Source organism: Erwinia artemisiae, assembly GCF_051400835.1.
Taxonomy (GTDB): Bacteria; Pseudomonadota; Gammaproteobacteria; order Enterobacterales; family Enterobacteriaceae; genus Erwinia; species Erwinia aeris.
The window spans coordinates 655,194-670,362 of record NZ_JBLFFM010000001.1 but is presented as its reverse complement, the minus strand read 5'-3'; the positions used below and the strand labels follow the sequence as shown (position 1 = coordinate 670,362).

Annotated in this window: 14 protein-coding genes; 10 read left to right on the top strand and 4 right to left on the bottom strand. The window is 59.1% G+C overall.

Annotation, left to right across the window (positions count from 1 at the left end; translation table 11 throughout):
• Positions 1-350: 350 nt before the first annotated feature.
• Positions 351-881, top strand: coding sequence for a peptide-methionine (S)-S-oxide reductase MsrA (gene msrA, locus ACMGEE_RS03180; protein ID WP_253454343.1), 531 nt, complete (start codon positions 351-353; stop codon positions 879-881).
• A gap of 38 nt (positions 882-919) precedes the next feature.
• Here msrA and ACMGEE_RS03175 read toward each other — a convergent pair whose 3' ends face one another.
• Positions 920-2,155 (bottom strand): MFS transporter, encoded by a 1,236-nt coding sequence (locus ACMGEE_RS03175; protein WP_436829660.1) that lies wholly within the window; start codon positions 2,153-2,155, stop codon positions 920-922.
• Positions 2,156-2,251: 96 nt separating this feature from the next.
• Between ACMGEE_RS03175 and ACMGEE_RS03170 the strand changes: the two genes are divergently transcribed.
• The 4 genes from ACMGEE_RS03170 (at position 2,252) to ACMGEE_RS03155 (ending at position 6,888) form a co-directional block, all read left to right on the top strand.
• A complete protein-coding gene (locus ACMGEE_RS03170) occupies positions 2,252-3,148 on the top strand; it encodes a LysR family transcriptional regulator (RefSeq protein WP_253454341.1) in 897 nt (298 codons plus the stop codon).
• Between the two features lie 117 nt (positions 3,149-3,265).
• The gene (gene mlc / locus ACMGEE_RS03165; RefSeq protein ID WP_125290144.1) at positions 3,266-4,483 is read left to right on the top strand and encodes a sugar metabolism global transcriptional regulator Mlc; all 1,218 of its coding nucleotides are present in this window, start codon (positions 3,266-3,268) and stop codon (positions 4,481-4,483) included.
• 131 nt (positions 4,484-4,614) lie between these two features.
• Positions 4,615-5,286 (top strand): dethiobiotin synthase, encoded by a 672-nt coding sequence (bioD, locus tag ACMGEE_RS03160; RefSeq protein WP_253454340.1) that lies wholly within the window; start codon positions 4,615-4,617, stop codon positions 5,284-5,286.
• Positions 5,287-5,433: 147 nt separating this feature from the next.
• A complete protein-coding gene (locus ACMGEE_RS03155) occupies positions 5,434-6,888 on the top strand; it encodes an MDR family MFS transporter (protein ID WP_436829659.1) in 1,455 nt (484 codons plus the stop codon).
• Positions 6,889-6,918: 30 nt separating this feature from the next.
• Here the strand turns inward: ACMGEE_RS03155 and ACMGEE_RS03150 are convergent, their stop codons facing one another.
• Both ACMGEE_RS03150 and ACMGEE_RS03145 read right to left on the bottom strand, forming a co-directional pair.
• Positions 6,919-7,218, bottom strand: a complete 300-nt coding sequence (locus tag ACMGEE_RS03150; RefSeq protein ID WP_253454338.1) for a DUF1161 domain-containing protein — start codon at positions 7,216-7,218, stop codon at positions 6,919-6,921.
• Positions 7,219-7,269: 51 nt separating this feature from the next.
• Entirely contained in the window at positions 7,270-7,617 is a 348-nt protein-coding gene (locus tag ACMGEE_RS03145; protein ID WP_253460987.1) for a DUF1283 family protein, read from the bottom strand.
• A gap of 132 nt (positions 7,618-7,749) precedes the next feature.
• On the opposite strand from ACMGEE_RS03145, the gene ACMGEE_RS03140 reads away from it, so the two are divergent.
• Positions 7,750-8,079, top strand: coding sequence for a YnfA family protein (locus ACMGEE_RS03140; RefSeq protein ID WP_301250949.1), 330 nt, complete (start codon positions 7,750-7,752; stop codon positions 8,077-8,079).
• 49 nt (positions 8,080-8,128) lie between these two features.
• Here the strand turns inward: ACMGEE_RS03140 and ydfG are convergent, their stop codons facing one another.
• Positions 8,129-8,875: a bifunctional NADP-dependent 3-hydroxy acid dehydrogenase/3-hydroxypropionate dehydrogenase YdfG gene (gene ydfG, locus ACMGEE_RS03135; protein WP_253454336.1), complete on the bottom strand. Its 747-nt coding sequence runs from the start codon at positions 8,873-8,875 to the stop codon at positions 8,129-8,131.
• 376 nt (positions 8,876-9,251) lie between these two features.
• Between ydfG and guaD the strand changes: the two genes are divergently transcribed.
• From guaD to xdhC, 4 genes are read left to right on the top strand one after another with little or no spacing between them, the layout of a single operon-like run.
• Entirely contained in the window at positions 9,252-10,577 is a 1,326-nt protein-coding gene (gene guaD, locus ACMGEE_RS03130) for a guanine deaminase (protein ID WP_253454335.1), read from the top strand.
• On the top strand, positions 10,574-12,019 hold the full coding sequence (gene xdhA, locus ACMGEE_RS03125; RefSeq protein WP_436829658.1) for a xanthine dehydrogenase small subunit: 1,446 nt from the start codon (positions 10,574-10,576) through the stop codon (positions 12,017-12,019). Before guaD ends, xdhA begins: the two co-directional genes overlap by 4 nt.
• Positions 12,009-14,369 (top strand): xanthine dehydrogenase molybdopterin binding subunit, encoded by a 2,361-nt coding sequence (gene xdhB / locus ACMGEE_RS03120; RefSeq protein WP_436829657.1) that lies wholly within the window; start codon positions 12,009-12,011, stop codon positions 14,367-14,369. Before xdhA ends, xdhB begins: the two co-directional genes overlap by 11 nt.
• The gene (gene xdhC, locus ACMGEE_RS03115; protein ID WP_436829656.1) at positions 14,359-15,126 is read left to right on the top strand and encodes a xanthine dehydrogenase accessory protein XdhC; all 768 of its coding nucleotides are present in this window, start codon (positions 14,359-14,361) and stop codon (positions 15,124-15,126) included. The genes xdhB and xdhC overlap by 11 nt, the downstream gene beginning before the upstream one ends.
• Positions 15,127-15,169: the final 43 nt, after the last annotated feature.

Genomic DNA, 15,169 nt, shown 5'->3' with positions numbered 1-15,169 from the left:
AAGCGTGCCTTAGCGCATACTGGGAAACATCCGCCGCATATCCGCTAACTACACTGGGGAACCGCTCGGGCAGGTAGTTTATGAGGTTGATCTTTGTCGATTATTTAGCTGTTTGCTCTGTCTCCTTCCTTCAATTGTTAAAAAATAAGCTCCACATGATAGTTTTTATTGATTGAGCATTCAATTAAAAATAACAAAGCGGTAAATTCATCGCATCAGACCTTATAGTTTCTGTGCGTTATTGGTTTTGGCTTTTACTCTAATAACCAGCACCGCATGGAAGGGCGTAGCAATAATTAAAAACTTATGCTGCAATGATTAACGAGGCTTGCAAAAGCAAATAAGGAATTATGATGACTGAATATGCAATTATCGCGGGTGGCTGTTTCTGGTGTACCGAAGCCGTGTTTAAACAGATTAACGGCGTGGAATCGGTAGAGAGCGGCTACATTGGCGGCCACGTTGCCAACCCGACTTACAAGCAGGTCTGCACGGGCGAAACCGGCCATGCGGAAGCTATCCGCCTGGGCTTCGATCCGGAAAAAATCAGCTACGGCGAGCTGCTGGATATCAGCTTCGCTACCCATGATCCAACCCAGCTAAACCGTCAGGGTAACGATATCGGTACCCAATACCGCTCGGCGATTTTCCCGCTGAATGAAACGCAGGCGGTGGAAGCCAAAGCGGCTATCGCGCGCGCGCAGGCGGAGCTGGCGGAGCCGGTGGTAACGACCATCGAAAGCGCCAGCGAATGGTATCCGGCGGAAGATTATCATCAGAACTATTGGGAAGGCGAAGGGCAGGAAAACCGTTATTGCCTGGCCGTGATCCCGCCAAAACTGCAGAAGCTGCGCAAGCACTACGCCAGCCAGAATAAATAAGGCGTTACTTCTGAAAGCGGGCAGCCAGCCCGCTTTTTTTACAGCTTTTTACTGCGCAGGCGGAAGCCGGTCATCAGCGCCAGCAGCAGCAGCAGCGTAATAAAACCGGCAATGCCCGGCCAGCCGAAATGATGCCAGAACACGCCGCCAAGCGTACCCGCCAGGCTCGATCCCAGATAGTAGCTAAAAAGATAAAGCGAAGAGGCCTGGCCTTTGGCACGTCTGGCGCGCGGGCCTATCCAGCCGCTGGCAACGGAATGCGCCGCAAAAAAGCCGGCCGTAAACAGCATCATGCCCGGAAAAATCAGCCATAACGTATTCGCCAGCGTGATCAGCACGCCAGCCAGCATCAGGGTCACCGACGCCAGCAGCACCGCCGCCCGGCCGTATTTAGCGGTCATCGCGCCCGCTTTCGGCGAGCTCCAGGAGCCGGTGAGATAGACCACGGAAAGCAATCCTACCACCGCCTGGCTCAGCGACCACGGCGGTGACAGCAGCCGGTAGCCAATATAGTTAAACAGCGTGACGAACGCGCCCATCAGCAAAAAACCTTCTGCAAACAGCAGCGGCAGGCCGCTGTCGCGCCAGTGCAGCCGAAAATTGATCAGCAGGCTGCGCGGCCTTAGCGAGGCGGGGCGAAAATGGCGCGAGGGCGGCAGAATTTTCCAGAACATCAGCGCCCCCGCCAGCGCAAAGCAGCCAATAACCGCGACCGCGACTCGCCAGCTGGTAAAATCGGCGATCACGCCGCTTAACAGACGGCCGCTCATGCCGCCGATGGAGTTGCCGCTAATATACAGGCCCATCGAAAAGGCGATGGCGCTGGGGTGGATCTCTTCGCTCAGATAAGTCATTCCCACCGCCGCCACGCCGCTCAGCGCCAGGCCGGTCAGCGCCCGCATCAGCAGAATGCCGTGCCAGCTGGACATGCCTGCCGACAGCAGCGTAAACAGCGCGGCCAGCATCAGCGCCGTCACCATAACGTTTTTACGGCCGACCGCATCGGAAAGCGGGCCGGTTACCAGCAGGCCCAGCGCCAGCAGACCGGTAGAGATAGACAAAGAAAGGCTGCTGGCGGCAGGCGAAACGCCGAATGCCTGCGACAGAATGGGCAAAATGGGCTGTACGCAATACAGCAGCGCAAAGGTGGCTAAACCCGCAGAAAACAGTGCCAGCGTCACGCGCATAAACTGCGGCGTGCCGCGCTTAATGTAGATTTCGGCGGGTGGGGTAAGGCTTTCTTCTGCGGTAACGAGTCGGGTCGTAACGTTCACTGCCTGTCCTTAAACGTAGAAAAGTTGATGTTAATTTTATGTAACATTGAGCAGGTTGTATAATCTATTAATCCTCTCGATTGAGATTTTTAAGATATGAATATTGAGCTTCGTCATCTGCGCTATTTTATTGCCGTCGCGGAGGAGCTGCACTTTGGTCGCGCCGCTCAGCGTCTTGCCCTTTCCCAGCCGCCGCTCAGCCAGCAGATCCAGCAGCTGGAGCAGCAAATTGGCGCCAGGCTGCTGGCCCGCACCAACCGTAGCGTACGGCTCACGCCTGCTGGCGCCCAGTTTCTGGTCAGCGCCCGGCAAATCCTGCAAAACGTGGCCGTAGCGGCCGATAAGGCCGCCAGGCTGCATCGCGGGGAAGAGGGCACGCTGCGGATCGGCTTTACCTCCTCCGCGCCGTTTATTTCTGCGGTTTCCGACGCGCTGTTCAGCTTTCGCCAGCGCTACCCGGACGTGCATTTACAGATGCAGGAGATTAATACACGCCAGCAGCTGGCTCCGCTGCATGAAGGACGGCTGGATCTGGGCGTGATGCGCAATACGCCGCTGCCGGACACGCTGGAGCACCGGCTGCTGCTGCGGGAACCGCTTTGCGCCGTGGTTCATCGCGCGCATCGTCTGGCCGGGCGCGGCTCTGTCTCGCTGCGCGAGCTGGCGGCTGAACCCTTTGTTTTTTTCGATCCCCAGGTAGGCACGGCGCTCTACAGCGAAACCCTGACGCTGCTGGAGCGCTATGCCGTCCGGCCCAATATTGCTCAGGAAGTGGGCGAGGCGATGACCATCCTCGGGCTGGTCGCCACCGGGCTGGGCGTTTCGATCCTGCCCGCGTCGTTTCGTCGGGCGCGGCTGGAGCAGCTCAGCTGGCTGACGCTGCAGGAAGAAGATGCGCTGTCGGAAGTCTGGCTGGTATGGCAAAAGCAGGGCGAAATCAGCGCCGCTACCCAGCATATGCTGAGCCTGATGTTAAGAAACGATGATTTGTAATGATCAAGTAGCTAAGCGTTATTCTGTGCTGTTAATCACAATAAAAATCAAAGCGTTGACGAGCCAGCGGAACTGTTTCACCATGAGTAGAGATTTATTTTGAGGCGCGAAAATAAAGTGATAGCCGATAGTCAGCCTGGCCATATCGATCAGATCAAACAGACCAATGCGGGCGTGGTGTATCGCCTGATCGACCGCTACGGCCCGATATCGCGCATTGCCCTGTCGAAAAAAGCACAGCTGGCCCCGGCAAGCATCACAAAAATCGTGCGCGAGATGCTGGAAGCGCATCTGGTGCAGGAAACGGAGTTTCAGGAAGCGGGCAGCCGCGGCCGCCCGGCTGTCGGCCTGGTGGTGGATACGCCGGCCTGGCACTATCTTTCCGCCCGCATCGGCAACGGCGAGTTCACGCTGGCGCTGCGGGATTTAAGCAGCCTGCTGGTGGTGGAAGAGGTGCGGCCGCTGCCCGTTGACGATCCGCAGCCGCTGCTGTCGCGCATTATTAATGAAATCGACGCTTTCTTTATTCGCCACCAGCAGAAACTGGAAAGGCTAACCGCTATTGCCATCACGCTGCCGGGCATTCTCAATGCGCAAAAAGGCATCGTGCATCGCATGCCTTTTTACCGCGTCAGCGATATGCCGCTGGGCGAGGCGCTGTCGGCGCGTACCGGCCTGCCGGTTTATATCCAGCACGATATCTGCGCCTGGACTATGGCGGAAGCGCTGTTTGGCGCCTCGCGCGATCTTAATAACGTTATCCAGGTCGTTATCGATCACAACGTCGGCGCGGGCGTGATTACCGGTGGCCGCCTGCTGCACAGCGGCAGCAGCACGCTGGTAGAGATAGGCCATACGCAGGTCGAGCCATGGGGCAAACAGTGTTACTGCGGCAATCATGGCTGCCTGGAGACGGTCGCAAGCCTGGAAAGCGTGCTGGAGCTGGCCGCGCAAAAAATGCAGGCCGCGCCGGACTGCCTGCTGCATCAGCAGCCGCTTACCGCCGCGTCGCTTTGCGATGCCGCGCTGGCGGGCGATCCGCTGGCGAAAGGGATTGTCACCGGCGTCGGGCATCACGTGGGTCGTATCCTGGCAATTATGGTTAACCTCTTTAACCCTGAAAAAATAGTTATAGGATCGCCGCTTAATCGCGCCAGCGAAATCCTCTATCCCGCCATCGCCGATTGCGTGCGCCGTCAGTCCCTGCCGGTTTACGGCCAGCATATCGCCATCGAACCTACCCAGTTTTATAATCAGGGCACCATGCCAGGGGCCGCGCTGGTCAAGGATGCGCTCTATAACGGCACGCTGCTGGTGAAACTTCTCCAGGGCTGACGCCACGCCCTTTATTACGCAAAAGATTGCGCTAACGCAAGCCTCACTCCTGTTCGCTACCCTAAGATGTTGCGTCTTAATTGTTAATTATTGTTTATAAATTATCGACAGAATCGGAGCGTAGAGAGAGTATGTTAAAGCGTTTATTTGTCACTGGCACCGATACAGAAGTGGGTAAAACAGTGGTCAGCCGCGCACTCTTGCAGACGCTGTCCGAAGGGGGGCGGCGGGTGGCTGGCTATAAGCCCGTCGCCAAAAGCAGCCAGCAAACCGATGAGGGGCCGCGCAACAAGGACGCGCTCGTGCTACAGGCTTCTTCTTCCGTTACGCTTCCTTATTCCGCCATTAATCCGCTGACCCTGCTGGATGATGAGATCAGCACCAGCCGCGATGCCGTTATCAACTACCAGAAGCTGAGCGAGAGCCTGCACGCGCTGTCAGCCCAGGTTGATTCCGTAGTCGTGGAAGGCACCGGCGGCTGGCACAGCCTGATGAACGATCTGCGTCCGCTTTCCGCCTGGGCGGTTGATGAGCGGCTGCCGGTAGTGATGGTGGTCGGCATCAAGCTGGGCTGCATCAGTCATGCGCTGCTGACGGCGCAGGCGATAGCCAACGACGGCCTGCCGCTGTTGGGCTGGGTCGCCAACCGCATTAATCCCGGTCTGGCGCATTATGCGGAAATTATCGACGTGCTGAGCCAAAAAATTCAGGCACCGCTGCTGGGCGAGCTGCCTTACCTGCCGAAACCGGAACAGCGTGAGCTGGCCCGCTATCTGGATTTGAGCGTGCTGCGTCAGCCATAGCAACTGCCGCCGTTCCCCTTACGTTTTCTTTTCTGCCTGCCGCTGCAGCACCTGCTGTAGCGGTTTTTTTATCGCGCCAGCGCACAAACAGGAAACATCCGGCGCCAATCCAGGCCAGAATAAGAACGGACAACACTAAGGAGCGGTATGACTGAAACAGCACACACCGGGGTGAGCCATCGCCACTGGATACTGATCGCCGCGATGCTGGCGATGTTTATGGCGGCCATTGAGGTGACCATCGTCGCCACGGCCATGCCCACCATCGTGGCGGAGCTGGGCGGATTTTCACAATTTGGCTGGGTTTTTTCCGTTTATCTGCTGACTCAGGCGGTCAGCGTGCCCCTTTACGGCAGGCTTGCCGATCTGTGGGGAAGGAAACGCGTCTTCTTTATCGGCACGTCGTTGTTCCTTCTTGGCTCGGTACTGTGCGGTTTCGCGCCCGCCATGAGCTGGCTGATCCTGTTTCGCGCCGTCCAGGGGCTGGGCGCGGGCGCAATTATGCCGCTGACCGCGACTATTATCGCCGACGTCTACTCGCCAAAAGAGCGGGCGGGTATCCAGGGCTGGCTCTCCAGCGTCTGGGGCGTGGCGGCGGTGGTCGGGCCGCTGACCGGCGCCTGGATAGTGGCGCATTTCAGCTGGTCGCTGGTGTTCTGGGTTAACGTGCCGGTAGGGATCGTTTCGATGCTGATGCTGGCGCGCTGGTTTCCGGAATCGCGAGGTGAAACGCGACAGAGGCTTAACCTGGCGGGCAGCGGCTGGCTGATGCTGACGGTCAGCGCGCTGCTGACGGCGCTGCTGCAGGCACAGCTGCTCGGTAACTGGGCATTTGTGCTGTCTGGCGTCGCCATACTGTCGGCTTTTATGCTGGTACGGCATGAAAAAAGGGCGCCCGCGCCGCTGTTCCCGTTGGTGATATGGCGTAGCCGGACAATCGTGGCGGGCAACCTCGGCAACCTGATTATCGGCGCGGCAATGATGGGCATCAGCGCATTTTTGCCCACGTGGATCCAGGGCGTTAACGGCGGCACGCCGCTCCAGGCAGGCAGCGCGCTGGCGATGATGTCGATCGGCTGGCCGCTGGCCAGTACGCTCAGCGGCAGGCTGATGCTGCGCACCTCTTACCGTTTCACCGCCCAGCTTGGCTCGCTGCTGCTGATTGCCGGTACGGCGCTGCTGCTGACGCTGCACGTGGACAGCGGCATTAGCTACGCGGGGTTCGCCGCGTTCGTTATTGGCACCGGTATGGGCATGACCAGCACCACGTTCCTGATCGCCGTGCAAAACAGCGCGGAGTTTTCAGTACGCGGCATTTGTACCGCCTCGGTGATGTTCAGTCGCCTGCTGGGATCGGCGGCAGGCACGGCGGTCATGGGCGCGGTGCTCAACTATAACCTGGCGCAGCGGCTGCCGCAGCACGACGATCCGGTGCAGCAGATTATGGCGCAGGCGCAGAGAGAAGCTTTATCGCAAGGGAGTTTGCAGCATGTGATTGGCGAAGTGGCCAGCTCGCTGCACTGGGTGTTTGCCGTTTCATTGGTCATCGCCTTCGCCAGCCTGGCGGTGGCGCGATTTATCCCGGCGAAGAAACCGGAATAAAGAAAGGGCCGCGCAGGCGGCCCTTATCCATCAGGAAGAGGGGGCATCCTGAGAGGTCCCGGCGCTGGCCGGTACGGCTGCGTCGCTATCGCCGTTGCGTTCACGCTTGTAGACTATTTTTTGCGAATCGTTTTCACAATGGCCTACCACCTGACCGCCAGCCTGATCGGCCTGGTCGCTGGGCACCACGTCCAGCGTAAAGCCGGAAGCAGGCACGCCGTTATTGATAATTTTCTGATTAATGTCCGCTTTAACCGTCTCGCAGGAAGCCTGTACAGCCAGCGGAGCGGCGACCATCAACGCCGGTAACAGCCATTTTATCGCTTTCATCGTCCTTTCCTTTTGCCTGAAAATTACGCTAACTATAGCAGCTATCCGCTATCAGGGCGCGACGGGACGTCCGCTGCGGCGATCCAGGCAGCGCAATGTGCTCGGCTCCCAGTAGGCATTAACGTTCAGGCTCTGCTCACAGGCGTCGCGAGTATCAATGGCGCGGTCAGCCTTATCAAAATTCTTTTCCACGCGCTGATTCACTTTGCTGCGCAGACGATGGGTTTCATCCCACTGCTCTTTCTCCTGGCGGGCTTGCTCTTTAGTCAGCGAGCTGTCGCCGTCCTGAATGATCAGCCTGTCCGTTCTTGCTTCGGCGGTCTGCTGAAAAGAGGCCAGCGCGCCAAACAGAACCAGCGGCAGCGCAGCCCTGACCAGCGTAGATTGCCAGAAAGTCATCTTTTTCATCATCAATTCCTTATTCCTGTTTTACAGCCGCGCGGCTGCATCGAACGCCGCGAATAGTATATCATCTGCGCGCGCGGGCTAACCAGCCGACTTGCGCATCCGTTTAGCCTGTAGTGAGGAAACATGCTGCTGAAAACCGTCCTGCTTTTTTTTCTGACCGCGCTGGCCGAGATCGTCGGCTGTTTTCTGCCCTGGCTGTGGCTACGCAAGGGTGGCTCCGCCTGGCTGTTGCTGCCCGCGGCGGCCAGCCTGGGGCTGTTTGTCTGGCTGCTGACGCTGCATCCGGCGGCGAGCGGGCGCGTCTATGCGGCCTACGGCGGCGTATATGTGGCGACGGCGCTGCTGTGGCTGCGTTTTGTGGATGGCGTAAAGCTAAGTCATTACGACTGGGCGGGCGCGGCAATCGCCCTGGGCGGGATGCTGATTATCGTGGCCGGTTGGGGAAGAGGGTAGCAAATCAGAACAGGCCCGGCAGAAGGTAGCCGCCGGGCCAGATAGCGCATTACGCCTTATGGACTTTCAGCCCGGCCAGGGTTTGCGCGACCGGCATCATTTCCAGCGTGTTGATATTGACATGCTTCGGCAGCGTGGCAACCCACCAGACTGCTTCTGTCACGTCTTCGGCAGTCAGCGGCTCGGTGCCGTCGTAGACGCTATCGGCCTTAGCGTTATCGCCTTTAAAGCGCACGTTGGAAAACTCCGTGCCGCCCACCAGTCCCGGCTCAATATCGGTCACGCGCAGAGCGGTGCCGTGCAGATCGGTGCGCAGATTCAGGCTGAACTGCCGCACGAAGGCTTTAGTCGCGCCATAAACGTTGCCGCCCGCGTAAGGCCAACTGCCGGCAATCGATCCCAGATTGATAATATGGCCCACGTTGCGCTCAACCATCGCCGGCAGCACGGCGCGGGTCATATAGACCAGCCCTTTATTATTGGTGTCGATCATCGCTTCCCAATCGTCCAGGCTCGCTTTATGCGCGGGTTCGATGCCTAACGCCAGCCCGGCATTATTGACCAGCACGTCGATATTGCGCCATTCGGCGGGAAGCTGCTCCAGCGCCTCTTCAATGGCCGCACGGTTGCGGACGTCAAGCTGTAGCGTATAAAGGTTGTCGCCCAGCTCCTGTTTCAACGTTTGCAGACGCTCCTGACGACGGCCGGTGGCGATTACCTTGTGTCCTTCACGGATAAAGCGTCGGGTAATGCTTTCGCCGAATCCGGCAGTGGCACCCGTAACAAATACGATCATCTCACTGTTCCTCAACGCATTTTGGATTCTCAACACGATAACACTTCAGATCGATTCTGATAAGAAGGATTGGTTATGGTTGATAATACAGGCTGCACGATCGAGGTGCGTTCTGCGTAAAAACGCCAGAAAACGGTGCAATGGCACAGGGAAAAACTGCTCGCTGCGCAAGAAAAAAAGGCAGGCAATCGTTTGCTGATTGCTGCAATCGGTTGCGCATACGATTGCCTCGATTCATTCAGGGTTTCTTAATGCATCCATATTTAAGTAACTGATAAATAGCATATAAATTCCGATTATTAATGTGGCACAGCAATTGCAACTCTGAACGCAGGCCGTTCACTGATTGCCGAAGACTTGTTCAGAAGGAAGCGCTATGCCATCCATCACCGCCATTCGCGGCAGTTTTTTTGATATCACCGCACCGGTCAGCCAGCCTGAAGAACTGCCGGCCCACGCCCGCTACATTGAAGACGGCCTGCTGCTGCTGTGCGAAGGCGAAATTCTTTCGCTTCAGACGTGGGAAGCGGGGCAGCATCAGCTCGCCGCCGGGCAGCCGATAACCGACTACCGAGGCAAGCTTATTGTGCCGGGTTTTGTCGACAGCCATATTCACTATCCGCAAACGGAGATGATCGGCGCTTTCGGCGAGCAGCTGCTGGAGTGGCTGCAACAGTACACTTTCCCGGTAGAGAGCCAGTATCACTGTCCGCAGCACGCGGCAAAGATGTCGGCCTTTTTTCTGCACCAGCTGCTGAGTAACGGCACCACCACGGCGCTGGTTTTCGGCACCGTGCATCCGGAATCGGTGGATGCGCTGTTCAGCGCGGCCGAAGGGTTGGGAATGCGTCTGATCGCCGGGAAAGTCATGATGGATCGCCATGCGCCGGACTACCTGACCGAGACGCCCGAACAGAGCTACCGGCAAACCCGCGAGCTGATTGAGCGCTGGCATAATCGCGGGCGCCTGAGCTATGCGCTGACGCCGCGCTTTGCGCCAACCTCTTCGCCAGCGCTGCTGGAAAAGGTCAGGCAGCTGAAGGAAGCCTATCCGGATATCTGGCTGCACACCCACCTGAGCGAAAACCCGCAGGAAGTTGCCTGGGTCAACGCGCTTTTCCCCGAGCGCGACGGCTATCTGGACGTGTATCACCATTATCAGCTGACGGGCCGCCGCAGCGTCTTCGCGCACTGCATCCATCTGGAGGATAGCGAGTGGGACTGCCTGCATCAGACTGATTCGGCAGTCGCCTTCTGTCCTACTTCTAACCTGTTTCTCGGCAGCGGCCTGTTTAAGCTACAAACCTGCTGGCAAAAAAACGTCAGGCTGGGCATCGGTACGGATGTCGGCGCGGGCACCACTTTTAATATGCTGCAAACGCTGGGCGAAGCCTACAAGGTCGGGCAGCTACAGCAGTATAAAATGGCCGCCTGTGAGGCGTTCTACCACGCCACGCTCGGCGGCGCGCAGGCGCTGGATCTGCATCATAAGATCGGTAACTTCCAGCCCGGCAAAGAGGCGGACTTCGTGGTGCTCGATCCGGCCGTCTCGGCGCTGCAAAAGCTGCGCTGCGCCAACAGCCGCGATATCTGGGAGAAACTTTTTGTGCTGATGACGCTGGGCGACGATCGCAATATCGCCTGTACCTGGGTCAACGGCAAACTGGTCTGGCAGCCGCAGAGCGAGGAGAAAGCCGCATGATCCAGTTTTTACTGAACCAGACGCTGGTCACCGAGCAAAGTCTCGATCCTGAAACCACCGTACTGAACTATTTACGCCAGAACCAGCGCCGCTGCGGCACCAAAGAGGGCTGCGCTTCGGGCGACTGCGGTGCCTGTACGGTCACGTTGGGGCGCGTCGAGGCGGGCAAAATGGTGTATGAAACCGTCAACAGCTGCATCACCTTTGTCAGCAGCCTTCAGGGCAAACAGCTGATCGCCGTTGAGCATCTCCGCCAGGGCGACGAGCTGCACGAGGTGCAAAAAGCGCTGGCGACGTGCCACGCCTCGCAGTGCGGCTTTTGCACGCCGGGTTTTGCGATGTCGCTGTTTACGCTGCAAAAAAACAGTGAAGGCTGGCGGCGGCAAGAGGCGGAGCAGGCGCTGGCGGGCAACCTGTGCCGCTGCACCGGCTATCGGCCGATTATTGATGCGGCGCGTCAGGTCTGCGAACGGCCGCAGCCGGACAGCTTTGCGCAGCGCGAGGCGCAGACGGTGGCAAAACTGATGGCGATCCACAACGGCGAAGAGCAGGAGCTGGCGTTCAACGGCAACCGCTGCCTGCTGCCGAAAAGCCTCGATCGCCTGGCGGAACTGCTGCTGGCGCATCCGGAGGCGAAGCTGCTGGCGGGCGGCACGGATTTAGCGCTCCAGGTGACGCAAAGCTATAAACCGCTGCCTTTGGTTATCGCCCTGGATCAGATAGCAGCACTGAAAGCCTGTCGGGAAGAGGAGCAGGCGATTGTGCTGGGGGCGGGCGCTTCCCTTCAATCCTGCGCCACGCTGTTGCGGCCCCATATTCCTGCCTTCGCGCAGGTGCTGGAGCGCTTCGCTTCGTTGCAGATCCGCAATCGCGGCACGCTGGGTGGCAATATCGCCAACGGCTCGCCCATCGGCGATACCCCGCCGATGCTGCTGGCGCTCAACGCAACGCTGACGCTTCAGCGCGGCTCGCAAATCCGCACGCTGCCGCTGGATGAATTTTTCGTGGACTATCGCAAAACTGCGCTACAGCCCGGCGAATTTATCCTGTCAATCAGCGTGCCAAAAGTGACCGCGTCACAACATTTCCGCGCGTGGAAGGTGTCCAAGCGGCTGGAAGATGATATTTCCGCCGTTTTCGGTGCATTTATGCTGGAGCGCGACGCCGACGGCCGGGTAACCGCCGCGCGTATCGCCTTCGGCGGCATGGCGGCAACGCCAAAACGTGCCGTCCATTGCGAAAGCGCGCTGGTGGGCAAACCGCTGACGCAGCAGTCGCTGGCGCTGGCCTGCCGCGCGCTGGAGCAGGACTTTACGCCGCTGAGCGACTTCCGCGCCAGCGCGGCCTACCGGTTACAGGTAGCGAAGAACCTGCTGCGTCGCTATCACGCTTCGCTTACGGAAGAGCTAACCCTGCTGGAGGTAACAGACTATGTCCAATAATCGTCCCTTAGTGGCGGCTGACGTTATCGCCCGGCAGTATCAGGCAGGCATTCAGAGCGGCGTCGGTAAAAGCAATAAGCACGAGAGCGCGGATAAGCACGTCTCCGGCGAGGCGATCTACATCGACGACAGGCTGGAGCTGCCGGGCATGCTGCATCTCTGTCCCCGCCTTAGCGAGCATGCGCACGCCCGCATCCTCAGCATAGATACCGATCCCTGCTACGCCATTCCCGGCGTGGTCAGCGTGCTGACCTGGCAAAGCGTGCCGGGCGAAGGGGATATCGGGCCGCTGGAGCCGGGCGATCCGCTGCTGGCAAAAGACGTCGTAGAGTATGCCGGACAGATCGTGCTGGCGGTGGCGGCGTCAAGCCAGCAGGCGGCCCGCCGGGCGGCGGAAGCGGCCATTATTGAGTACGAGCCGCTGACGCCGGTGCTGGACGTCAAAGAGGCGCTGGCGAAAGCGCATTTTGTGCAGCAGCCGCATGTGCACCAGCGGGGCGACGCGGAAGCCGCGCTCGCTCGCGCCAGCCATCGGCTTCAGGGCGAGTTCCACATCGGCGGCCAGGAGCATTTTTACCTGGAAACGCAGATTGCGCTGGTGGTGCCGGGCGAAGACCAGTCGCTCCAGGTTTTTTCCTCCACGCAAAATCCGACGGAAGTGCAGAAGCTGGTAGCGTCGGTGATGGGGATCACCATGAACAAGGTGACGATAGATATGCGGCGGATGGGCGGCGGCTTTGGCGGTAAAGAGACGCAGGCCGCCGGCGTCGCCTGCCTGTGCGCGGTAGCGGCGCGGCAGACGGGCAGACCGGTGAAAATGCGGCTGGCGCGACGTGACGATATGCACATAACCGGCAAGCGGCATCCCTTCTACGTGCGCTATGACGTAGGGGTGGATAACGATGGGCGCTTCTGCGGCGTAAAAATCGATCTGGCCGGCAACTGCGGCTATTCGCTGGATCTCTCTGGTTCGATCGTCGATCGCGCCATGTTTCATGCCGACAACGCCTACTATCTTGGCGACGCGCTGATCACCGGCTATCGCTGCCGTACCAATACGGCGTCCAACACGGCCTATCGCGGCTTTGGCGGCCCGCAGGGCATGGTGGCGATTGAGCAGATCATGGATCATATCGCCCGCGAGCTGAACCTCGATCCGCTTGAGGTACGCAAACGCAATTATTACGGCAAAGAAACGCGTAACGTCACGCACTACCACCAGCAGGTGGAAGGCAATTTGCTGGAGGAGATGACCGCGCAGCTGGAGGCCAGCGCGGACTATGCGGCCCGCCGCCGCGAAATCACCGCCTTTAATCACGGCAGCGCTTATCTGAAACGTGGCCTGGCGCTGACGCCGGTGAAGTTCGGCATCTCTTTTACCTCCAGCTTCCTTAATCAGGCGGGCGCGCTGATCCTGATCTACACCGACGGCACCGTACAGCTTAACCACGGCGGCACGGAAATGGGCCAGGGCCTTAATACCAAAGTTGCGCAGATCGTGGCGGAAGTGCTGCAAATCGACGTCGATCGCATCCAGATCACCGCAACGGATACCGGCAAAGTGCCTAATACCTCGCCGACGGCCGCCTCAAGCGGCACCGATCTTAACGGTAAGGCCGCCCAGAACGCGGCGCAGATCCTGCGCGACCGATTAACGGCTATGCTGTGCAGCCTGCATAACTGTAGCGCTGAGCAGGTCAGCTTCAGCAACGGCATCGTCAAGGCAGGCGAAAAACATTTCACCTTTGCGGACGTGGCGCAGCTGGCCTGGCTGAACCAGGTGCCGCTTGCCGCGACCGGCTACTACAAAGTGCCCGGCATTCATTACGATCGTGAAGCAGGGCGCGGCACGCCTTTTTACTACTACGCCTTTGGCGCGGCCTGCGTGGAGGTCATTGTCGATACGCTGACCGGCGAATATCGGCTGCTGCGGGCGGATATTCTGCATGACGTCGGCGCCTCGCTGAACCCGGCGATCGATATTGGCCAGGTTGAGGGCGGCTTCGTGCAGGGCGTGGGCTGGCTGACCAGCGAGGAGCTGGTGTGGAACGAGCAGGGCCGCCTGATGACCGACGGCCCCGCCAGCTACAAAATTCCGGCGATTGGCGACGTGCCTGCGGATCTGCGGGTTACGCTGGTGGAAAACCGTAAAAACCCCAAAGACACGGTGTTTCATTCCAAAGCGGTGGGCGAGCCGCCGTTTATGCTGGGGATTGCCGCCTGGTGCGCGCTCCAGGATGCCGTAGCCAGCGTTGGCGACTACCGTCAGCACCCGCTGCTGGATGCGCCCGCCACGCCGGAAAGGGTCTTCTGGGGGGCAGAAAAAATGAGGGAACATAATGCGACCTGACGACTGGATTAAAATACTGGCCTCGCTACACGAAAAGCGTGAGCCCTGCGTACTGCTGACGGTGCTGGAGGAAAAAGGCTCGGTGCCGCGCGACAGCGGCAGCAAAATGATTGTCACCGCCGGGCAATCTTTTCTGACCATCGGCGGCGGCCATCTGGAATATCAGTGCATCGCCCTTGCCAGAGAGATGCTGACGACGCGCAGCAGCGAACCGCGCAGCGAGCATTTCAACCTGGGCGCCCGGCTTGGGCAGTGCTGCGGCGGCATGACCTCCGTGCTGTTTGAGCCGTTGATCCAGCCGCAGCCGCAGATAGCGGTGTTTGGCGCAGGCCACGTAGGCCGGGCGCTGGTCACCATTCTGGCGACGCTGCCCTGTCATGTCTGTTGGGTAGACGAGCGTAAAGAGCAGTTCGTTCAGGTGCCGGAAGGGGTGACGATCTGCTGCCCGGAAGATCCGCGTGACGCGGTGAAACAGATGCCGCCGGAAAGCTATTACGTGGTGATGACCCACCATCATCCCACCGATCTGGCACTCTGCGAGGCGATCCTGACGCGCGGCGACTATCGTTACTTCGGGGTGATTGGCTCGGCGACCAAACGTCAGCGGTTCGATTACCGGCTGGAGGGCAAGGGCTTCAGTCGCCAGCAGCTGGATACCCTGCGCTGCCCGATTGGCCTGCCGGACGTGCAAGGCAAGCTGCCCGCTGAGATTGCGGTAGCGGTAGCGGGTGAGATTATTGCCTGCTATGGGCAATAAAACGGCCAGCATGGCTGGCCGGGATAAAGGAGAGGCGCGTCAG

Excerpts from the sequence above, each read along its gene's own strand:
- msrA (WP_253454343.1), top strand. The coding sequence starts at position 351 with ATGATGACTGAATATGCAATTATCGCGGGTGGCTGTTTCTGGTGTACC.
- ACMGEE_RS03170 (WP_253454341.1), top strand. The coding sequence starts at position 2,252 with ATGAATATTGAGCTTCGTCATCTGCGCTATTTTATTGCCGTCGCGGAG.
- bioD (WP_253454340.1), top strand. The coding sequence starts at position 4,615 with ATGTTAAAGCGTTTATTTGTCACTGGCACCGATACAGAAGTGGGTAAA.
- ACMGEE_RS03155 (WP_436829659.1), top strand. The coding sequence starts at position 5,434 with ATGACTGAAACAGCACACACCGGGGTGAGCCATCGCCACTGGATACTG.
- ACMGEE_RS03150 (WP_253454338.1), bottom strand. The coding sequence starts at position 7,218 with ATGAAAGCGATAAAATGGCTGTTACCGGCGTTGATGGTCGCCGCTCCG.
- ACMGEE_RS03145 (WP_253460987.1), bottom strand. The coding sequence starts at position 7,617 with ATGACTTTCTGGCAATCTACGCTGGTCAGGGCTGCGCTGCCGCTGGTT.
- ACMGEE_RS03140 (WP_301250949.1), top strand. The coding sequence starts at position 7,750 with ATGCTGCTGAAAACCGTCCTGCTTTTTTTTCTGACCGCGCTGGCCGAG.
- ydfG (WP_253454336.1), bottom strand. The coding sequence starts at position 8,875 with ATGATCGTATTTGTTACGGGTGCCACTGCCGGATTCGGCGAAAGCATT.
- guaD (WP_253454335.1), top strand. The coding sequence starts at position 9,252 with ATGCCATCCATCACCGCCATTCGCGGCAGTTTTTTTGATATCACCGCA.
- xdhA (WP_436829658.1), top strand. The coding sequence starts at position 10,574 with ATGATCCAGTTTTTACTGAACCAGACGCTGGTCACCGAGCAAAGTCTC.
- xdhB (WP_436829657.1), top strand. The coding sequence starts at position 12,009 with ATGTCCAATAATCGTCCCTTAGTGGCGGCTGACGTTATCGCCCGGCAG.
- xdhC (WP_436829656.1), top strand. The coding sequence starts at position 14,359 with ATGCGACCTGACGACTGGATTAAAATACTGGCCTCGCTACACGAAAAG.